An 8,257-nucleotide genomic window follows, 5' to 3' on the forward strand; every position below is an offset into this window, starting at 1 on the left:
GCCGTACCACGCTCGAAACGTGGTGCTTAACAATGAAGGCTGCGCCGAATTTGTGCTGGTGACCCCACAGGGCGAGTTGCAGCTGACCCTGGCGATCCCCGGTCGCCACAATGTGGCCAATGCGCTGGCCGCCGCCGCCGGTACGCTGGCACTGGGAGCCTCGCTGGCCTCGGTCAAGGCGGGGCTGGAGCAGATGGCGCCGGTCAAGGGGCGTTTCTGTGTTCAGCGCTGGGGCGGTCTGACTTTGGTGGATGATACCTATAACGCCAGCGTGGAATCCGTGCTGGCGGGCATTGATGCCCTGACCGCCATGGGCGGCTTCAAGGTACTGGTGTTTGGTGACATGCGGGAACTGGGTGATGAGTCTGCCGAGCAACATGCCCGGGTGGGCCGTCATGCCCGCGAGTGCGGTCTGGATGCCGTGCTGACAGTAGGAGAACATAGTCGCCATACCGCAGATGCCGCGGCTGGCCGACATTTCGATAACAAGGCGTCGTTGTTTGAAGTGCTTGCGCAAATGATAAATACACATCAAGAAATTTCGATTCTGGTCAAGGGTGCCCGCGGCTCCCGCATGGAAGATATCGTCAAGATGGTCGTTGACCGTCAGGAGTCAGCCACATGCTAGTCTGGCTGGCGGAACTGCTCACCCCGCATTTCACCTTCTTCAACGTCTTCTCCTACCTGACGTTTCGCGCCATCCTGTCGATCATCACCGGCCTGGTGGTGGCGCTCTGGATGGGGCCGCACCTCATCCGCCGTCTGCAGATCATGAAGTTCGGCCAGGTGATCCGCAACGACGGTCCCGAGTCCCATCTGAGCAAGAAAGGCACCCCGACCATGGGCGGCCTGATGATCATTGCGGCCATTTTCATCTCTGTGCTGCTCTGGAGCCGTCTCGACAACCCCTATGTCTGGCTGGTGCTGTTCGTGCTCGGTGCCTACGGTGCCATCGGCTTTGCCGACGACTACCTCAAGGTGGTGCGCAAGAATACCGACGGTCTGATCGCCCGTTGGAAGTACTTCTGGCAGTCGGCGGTCGCGCTGGGCGTGGCTGTGTTTCTCTACGCCACGGCCACCCACGATGGTCAGACCCAGCTGGTGGTGCCCTTCCTCAAGGATGTGATGCCGCAGCTCGGTCTGATGTTCATTGTGCTGACCTATTTTGTCATCGTCGGTACCTCCAACGCGGTCAACCTGACCGACGGACTGGACGGCTTGGCCATCATGCCGACCGTGATGGTGGCTGGGGGGTTCGCGCTGATCGCCTGGGCCACCGGCAACGTCAACTTCGCCAACTACTTGCACATTCCCTACGTGCCCTATACCTCCGAGCTGGTGATCGTCTGTACCGCCATTGTCGGGGCGGGTCTGGGTTTCCTCTGGTTCAACACCTACCCGGCCCAGGTCTTCATGGGGGACGTAGGTTCCCTGGCTCTTGGCGGCGCGCTCGGCACCATAGCCGTGTTGGTGCGCCAGGAGTTCCTGCTGGTGATCATGGGTGGTGTCTTCGTGATGGAGACTGTCTCCGTGATCCTGCAGGTGGGCTCCTACAAGCTGCGTGGCGTGCGGATCTTCCGCATGGCTCCGATCCATCACCATTATGAGAAGAAGGGCTGGCCGGAGCCGCGCGTCATCGTGCGCTTCTGGATCATCACCCTCATGCTGGTGCTGCTCGGTCTCGCCACCCTGAAGGTGAGGTAAGCCATGGTCATCATCATAGGACTCGGCAAAACCGGACTCTCCTGCGTCGATTACTTCCTCGGCCGTGGTGTCACGCCTTTGGTGATGGATACCCGCGCCAACCCGCCGGGCAAGGATCAACTGCCCGCCGAGGTAGCACTGATCCAGGGACTTGACGGCGATCTGCTCAGGCAGGCGCACATGATAGTCGCGAGCCCGGGCATCGCCCTGGCGACCCCCGAGCTGAAAGCCGCGGCCGAGTTCGGGGTGAGCATCGTCGGCGATATCGAGTTGTTCGTGCGCGAGGTCCAGGTGCCAGTCATCGCCATCACGGGTTCCAACGGCAAGAGCACTGTCACCACGCTAGTGGGCGAGATGATTGCCGAGGCGGGCCTCAAGGTCGGCGTCGGTGGCAACATAGGGATCCCGGCGCTGGAGCTGCTCAAGCAGCCGATGGATCTCTGTGTGCTTGAGCTCTCCAGCTTCCAGCTGGAGACCACCCACAGCCTGCGTGCCGCCGCCTCCGTGGTGCTCAACCTCTCCGAGGACCACATGGATCGCTATCAGGGCATGGACGACTACCGCGCCGCCAAGATGGAGATCCATCAGCATTCCCAGCACATCCTGATCAACCGCGACGATGCCCAGACCCTGCCCGATGTGGGTCAGGTGTGGCAGAGCTTCGGCCTCGACTGCAACGGCTATGGCCGCTGCCTGCTGGAGGGACGCCCTTGGTTGACCCTGCACGGGGAGCCACTGCTCGCGGTGGACGACATGAAGATCGTCGGTGCCCACAATCAGGCCAATGCCCTGGCCGCCATGGCCCTGTGCGATGCGGTAGGCATTCCCCGCGAACCACAACTGGCCGTGCTGCGCCGCTTCGAAGGCCTGCCCCACCGTGCCCGCTTCGTGCGGGAGGTGAACGGGGTGCGCTGGATCAATGATTCCAAGGCCACCAACGTGGGGGCTACTCTGGCTGCCGTTGCCGGTGTGCGCGAGTCGGTCAAGGGGCGCCTGTTGCTGCTGGCCGGTGGTCAGGGCAAGGGCCAGGACTTTGGCCCGATCCAGGCGCTGCTGGGCAACCAGATCGATCACATGTACTGCTTCGGTCAGGATGCCGAGGTGCTGCTGGCTCTGGGCGAGCAGACCGAGCAGGTCGCCTCCCTCGAGGCCGCCGTTGCCAAGGCTGCCGCCGATGCCAGACCTGGTGACTGGGTGCTGCTTGCGCCTGCTTGCGCCAGCCTGGATCAATTCACGTCTTTTGAAGCGCGCGGTGATCGTTTCACCGAGCTGGTACACACCTTATGAACGCCCTTAGCGCCGTCGCAGGTGTGCTGAAACGCTGGTTGTTACCTGCGCGCCCGGCGGGCCTCTACGATCGGCAACTGGTGGTGCTGGCACTGGCATTGATGGCGGTGGGTCTGGTGATAGTGGCCTCGGCTTCGATCCCGGAGGGGATCGCCATCAACAACGATCCCTTCATGTTCGTGAAGCGCCACGGCCTCTTCCTGGTGATGGCGCTCGGCATCTCCTGGTTCGTGCTGCAAGTGCCCATGGCCCGCTGGCAACACTACAACGGCCCCATGCTGGTGCTTGCCATCATCATGCTGGTGCTGGTGCTGCTGGTGGGGCGCAGCGTCAACGGTTCCATCCGTTGGCTGCCGCTCGGCCCCTTCAACCTGCAGCCGGCCGAGTTCGGCAAGCTGGCCCTGTTTGTCTATTTGGCGGGCTACCTGGTGCGCCGCCAGAACGAGGTGCGGGAGCGCTTCATCGGCTTCATGAAGCCGATGGCGGTGCTGTTCGTGGTGGCCATACTGCTGCTGGCTCAGCCCGACCTGGGATCCGTGGTGGTGATGTTTGTCACTTCGCTGGGTATGTTGTTCTTGGCGGGGGCGCGGCTGGTGCAGTTCATCGGCCTCATCCTGGTGGGGGTGGGAGCCGTGGTGACCCTGATCATCGTCGAGCCTTACCGGATGCGACGGGTAACCTCCTTCCTCGACCCTTGGGCCGATCCGTTCGGCAGCGGCTACCAGCTGACCCAGTCACTGATGGCGTTCGGTCGTGGCAGCTGGTTTGGCGAGGGACTTGGCAACTCCATTCAGAAGATGGAGTACCTGCCGGAGGCGCATACCGACTTCGTGTTTGCGATCCTGGGCGAAGAGCTGGGCTATGTGGGCGTGCTGGGCGCGCTCTTCCTCATTTTCGCGCTGGCGTTCAAGGCACTCAAGCTGGGGCACCAGGCACTGGTGGCCGAGCGCTTGTATGAAGGCTACCTGGCCATCGGTATTGGCATCTGGTTCAGCTTCCAGACCTTCGTCAACGTCGGTGCTGCCAGCGGCATGATGCCTACCAAGGGGCTGACCCTGCCGCTGGTCAGCTACGGTGGTTCCAGTCTCATCATCATGATGGTGGCGGTGAGTATGTTGATTCGTATCGATTTCGAGCTGCGTCAGGCCAGTGCTCAGGCGCGCGTGCGGGAGGTTTCGTGAGCAAGACTCTGTTGGTGATGGCGGGCGGAACCGGGGGCCATGTATTCCCCGGCTTGGCCGTGGCAGATCGCCTCAAGGCCCAGGGCTGGACCATCCACTGGCTCGGCACCGCCGACCGGATGGAGGCCGAACTGGTGCCTGCCCACGGTTATCCCATCTCCTTCATCGACATTCAGGGGGTGCGCGGCAATGGCATCAAGCGTCTGCTTGCAGCCCCCTATCGCATCGTCAAATCCGTGCTGCAGGCGCGCCGAGTGCTCAAGACCATACGGCCTGACGTAGTGCTCGGCATGGGGGGGTTTGCCTCCGGCCCGGGTGGCGTGGCAGCCTGGCTGTCCGGCATCCCCTTGCTGCTGCACGAGCAGAATGCGGCGGCCGGCCTGACCAACAAGCTGCTGGCTCGCCTTGCCCAGCGGGTGCTGATGGCGTTCCCGGGGGCGTTTGCGCCTAGCCGTCGTACCGCTGTAGTGGGCAATCCGGTGCGCCCTGAGGTGGTTGCCTTGCCGGATCCGCAGCTACGCAGCGGCGCAGAGCCACTGCACCTGCTGATCGTCGGTGGCAGCCTGGGGCCCGAGTGCTCAACGAACAGGTTCCGCCAGCCGTTGCCGCTGCCGGTGTCCCCATTGCGGTGCGCCATCAGTGCGGCAAGGGCAACCGGGAGGCTGTCGCGCAGGAGTATGCCAATCAGGGCGTTGAGGCCGAGGTGAGCGAGTTCATCAAAGACATGGCTGATGCCTATGCCTGGGCCGATCTGGTGGTATGCCGCGCGGGGGCCCTGACCGTCTCCGAAGTGGCTGCAGCCGGAGTTGCCGCCATTTTTGTGCCACTGCCCCATGCGGTGGATGATCACCAGACCCGCAACGCCCTGACCCTGGTCGATGGCGGCGGTGCTGAATTCCTGCCCCAATCCGAGCTGACCACGGCCTCGCTGGCCGCACGCCTCAGCTGGCTTGCCGGACGCAGAGAAACCCTATTGAACATGGCCCAAGCTGCCCGTCGCGTCGCGATTACCGATGCCGCCGAGCGGGTAGCCGATGAGTGTAAACGACTCGCCACTGGGCAGACTGAGAGAACATTATGACCAAGGTTGAACTGGCAAAACTGCGTACTGTGATCCCCGAAATGCGTCGCGTGCGTCGCATCCACTTTATCGGCATAGGTGGCGCCGGTATGGGCGGGATCGCTGAGGTGCTTGCCAACGAAGGGTATCAGGTAACAGGCTCGGATCTGGCCCGCAATGCGGTGACCGAGCGGCTGGCGTCGCTGGGGGCTCATATCTTCGTCGGCCACAGCGCCGAGCATGTGAGCGAGGCGAGTGTGGTGGTGGTCTCTACCGCCATCAAGCAGGACAACCCGGAGCTGCTGGCCGCCCGCGAGCTGCGCATCCCGGTGGTGCGCCGCGCTGAGATGCTGGCCGAGCTGATGCGTTTCCGCCATGGCATCGCCATCGCCGGCACCCACGGCAAGACCACCACCACCAGTCTGGTGGCGAGCATCTATGCCGAGGCTGAGCGTGATCCGACCTTCGTCATCGGCGGCCTGCTCAACAGCGCCGGCACCAATGCTCGTCTGGGCAGCAGCCGTTATCTGATCGCCGAAGCGGACGAGAGTGACGCCTCCTTCCTGCATCTGCAGCCGATGGTATCCATAGTGACCAACATCGAAGCGGATCACATGGATACCTACGGCGGTGACTTCTCCCGGTTGAAAGCCACCTTCATCGACTTTTTGCACAACCTGCCCTTCTACGGTCTGGCCGTGGTGTGTGTGGATGATCCCGTGATCCGTGGCCTGATGCCCGAGATCGCCCGCCCGACCATCACCTATGGTCTCTGCGATGATGCCGACGTACAGGTGCTGGACTTTGTGCAGACCAGCAATCGCAGCCGTTTCCGGGTCCGTCGAGCGGGCGCTGGTGAGCTGGAAGTGACCCTGAACCTGCCAGGCATCCACAATGCGCTCAATGCCGCCGCAGCGATTGCGGTCGCTACCGAAGACGGGATCGGCGATGATGCCATCATCCGTGCGCTGGCCAAGTTTGAAGGCGTGGGTCGCCGCTTCCAGCAATATGGTGAATTCGAGACTGGCCGCGGTAAGGCCATGCTGGTGGACGATTACGGTCATCACCCGAGCGAAGTGAAGGTCACCATCAATGCCGCTCGCGCCGGTTGGCCCGAGAAGCGCCTGGTCATGGTATTCCAGCCGCACCGTTATACCCGCACCCGCGACCTCTACGAGGACTTCGCTGATGTGCTCTCCAAGGTAGACGTGTTGGTGATGCTGGAGGTCTATGCCGCCGGTGAAGAGCCCATACCGGGGGCTGATGGCCGCGCCCTGTGCCGTTCCATCCGCTCCCGTGGCAATCTGGAGCCCATCTTTGTCGCGACCCCGGACGACGTACCCTCAGTGCTGGCAGGACTGGTCGGAGAGGGGGACCTGGTGTTGACCCAGGGGGCGGGGAACGTCGGTGCGCTGGCACGTCGTCTCGGCGAGATGAAATTGAGCATTGAGAGCATGAAATCCGGCGCCTGAGGGCCCAATCAGTATTTTGACCGCCAAGCCGGGGCCTATATAATGGCGGACCGGTCTGTAAAGGGCCGGCATGGCGCGTTAAACGGGGAAAGATCGGGTGGAGGCAAGGGCACAAGGGCGCACCAAGGGTGGCTTCATCGCAGGGGTGGCATTTTTCATCCTGGTCATGTGGGGCTTCTACCAGACAGCGCTGGATGTTAAAGGTTGGCTGACGGATGCCAATCGGTTGCCCATGAGCGAGTTGTTGCTGCAGGGGCAGCACCAGTATTTGCAGACCGACGAGTTGCGTAACGCCGTGCTGGATGGTGCCGAGCTGCGTAACTTCTTCGAGTTGGATGTAAACGAATTACAGGCGCGATTGAATGCCTTACCTTGGGTGGCCCAGGTCTCTGTACGCAAGAAGTGGCCAAACAAGATCAAGGTCTATCTCACCGAGCAGGCGGTAGCGGCACGCTGGAATGGCAACCGCTTCGTCAACACCAAGGGTGAGGTGTTCAGTGCGCCGGACAGGGTGAAGACCCCCCTGATGCAGCTATCCGGGCCGGAAGATCAGGCCGTTAAGGTACTGGAAGCCAGCCGTCAGTACGAGGCGCAGCTGGCAGCCAAGGGATACAAGCTGCTGGGAGTGAATCTGACTCCCCGCCATGCCTGGGAACTGACCCTGGATGGCAACATTCAGCTGTTTTTGGGGCGCTCGGATATAGCGCTTCGATTGCAGCGGTTTATCGATGCTTTTCCGATCATCGAACCCCGTGAGCAGGTTGCTTATGTGGATCTTCGATACGACACCGGAATGGCAGTTGGCTGGAAGAAGAACGAAGAGAAAGTGAATGACCAAAACCGCAGATAGAAATCTGATTGTCGGACTGGATATCGGCACAACCAAGGTGGCGGTTCTGGTTGGCGAAGTGCTGCCAGACGGTGAGCTCAATGTCATCGGCATGGGCAGTCACGCCTCTCGTGGCATGGATAAGGGCGGGGTCAACGATCTTGATTCCGTGGTCAAGTCCCTGCGTCGTGCGGTGGAAGAGGCCGAGATGATGGCCGACTGCCAGATCAGCTCCGTGTATCTGGGGCTGTCCGGCAAGCACATCGATTGCCGCAACGAAACCGGTATGGTGCCCATCTCCGATGAGGAGGTGACCCAGGAGGACGTGGATAACGTCATCCACACCGCCAAATCGGTGCGTTTGTCCGATGAGCTGCGGGTGCTGCATGTGCTGCCCCAGGAGTTTGCCATCGACTATCAGGAAGGCATCAAGAACCCGGTCGGTCTGTCCGGGGTTCGTATGGCCGCCAAGGTGCACCTGATCACCTGCCACAACGACATGGCCCGCAACATCGAGAAATGTGTGGAGAAGGTCGGTCTGCGGGTGGATCAGCTGATTTTCTCCGCGCTGGCTTCCAGCTATGCCGTGCTGACCGAAGACGAGAAAGAGCTGGGTGTCTGTGTGGTGGACATTGGTGGCGGTACCATGGATATGTCGCTGTTTACCGGCGGTGCCCTGCGCCACACCAAGGTGATCCCCTACGCTGGCAGCACTGTGACCAGC

General features: G+C 61.8%; 7 protein-coding genes and 1 pseudogene. All 8 read left to right on the plus strand.

The features are described from left to right. The coding region (locus tag AAC083_RS12965; protein WP_258224685.1) for a glutamate ligase domain-containing protein at positions 1-628 on the plus strand (628 nt) is incomplete at its 5' end. Further along, complete coding sequence (gene mraY, locus AAC083_RS12970; protein ID WP_042039051.1) at positions 622-1,704, plus strand: phospho-N-acetylmuramoyl-pentapeptide-transferase; 1,083 nt, start codon at positions 622-624, stop codon at positions 1,702-1,704. The genes AAC083_RS12965 and mraY, both read left to right, overlap by 7 nt. Positions 1,705-1,707: 3 nt before the next feature. Then, positions 1,708-2,991: a UDP-N-acetylmuramoyl-L-alanine--D-glutamate ligase gene (gene murD, locus AAC083_RS12975; RefSeq protein ID WP_108536821.1), complete on the plus strand. Its 1,284-nt coding sequence runs from the start codon at positions 1,708-1,710 to the stop codon at positions 2,989-2,991. Then, the gene (gene ftsW, locus AAC083_RS12980) at positions 2,988-4,172 is read left to right on the plus strand and encodes a cell division protein FtsW (protein WP_042039047.1); all 1,185 of its coding nucleotides are present in this window, start codon (positions 2,988-2,990) and stop codon (positions 4,170-4,172) included. Before murD ends, ftsW begins: the two co-directional genes overlap by 4 nt. Beyond that, positions 4,169-5,253 (plus strand): annotated as a pseudogene (gene murG, locus AAC083_RS12985) (undecaprenyldiphospho-muramoylpentapeptide beta-N-acetylglucosaminyltransferase). Before ftsW ends, murG begins: the two are co-directional and overlap by 4 nt. Next, the gene (gene murC / locus AAC083_RS12990; RefSeq protein ID WP_108536822.1) at positions 5,250-6,704 is read left to right on the plus strand and encodes a UDP-N-acetylmuramate--L-alanine ligase; all 1,455 of its coding nucleotides are present in this window, start codon (positions 5,250-5,252) and stop codon (positions 6,702-6,704) included. The pseudogene murG and the gene murC overlap by 4 nt, the downstream one beginning before the upstream one ends. 97 nt (positions 6,705-6,801) lie before the next feature. Next, positions 6,802-7,554, plus strand: a complete 753-nt coding sequence (locus tag AAC083_RS12995; RefSeq protein ID WP_042039042.1) for a cell division protein FtsQ/DivIB — start codon at positions 6,802-6,804, stop codon at positions 7,552-7,554. Next, positions 7,535-8,257 (plus strand): cell division protein FtsA (gene ftsA / locus AAC083_RS23105; protein WP_258224686.1); only part of this gene is annotated, 723 nt, incomplete at its 3' end. The genes AAC083_RS12995 and ftsA, both read left to right, overlap by 20 nt.

The organism is Aeromonas sp. HMWF014 (genome assembly GCF_963878295.1).
Lineage (GTDB): Bacteria > Pseudomonadota > Gammaproteobacteria > Enterobacterales > Aeromonadaceae > Aeromonas > Aeromonas popoffii.

Bases quoted from the DNA above. Each gene is read 5' to 3' on its own strand.
- mraY (WP_042039051.1), top strand. From the start codon at position 622: ATGCTAGTCTGGCTGGCGGAACTGCTCACCCCGCATTTCACCTTCTTC.
- murD (WP_108536821.1), top strand. From the start codon at position 1,708: ATGGTCATCATCATAGGACTCGGCAAAACCGGACTCTCCTGCGTCGAT.
- ftsW (WP_042039047.1), top strand. From the start codon at position 2,988: ATGAACGCCCTTAGCGCCGTCGCAGGTGTGCTGAAACGCTGGTTGTTA.
- murC (WP_108536822.1), top strand. From the start codon at position 5,250: ATGACCAAGGTTGAACTGGCAAAACTGCGTACTGTGATCCCCGAAATG.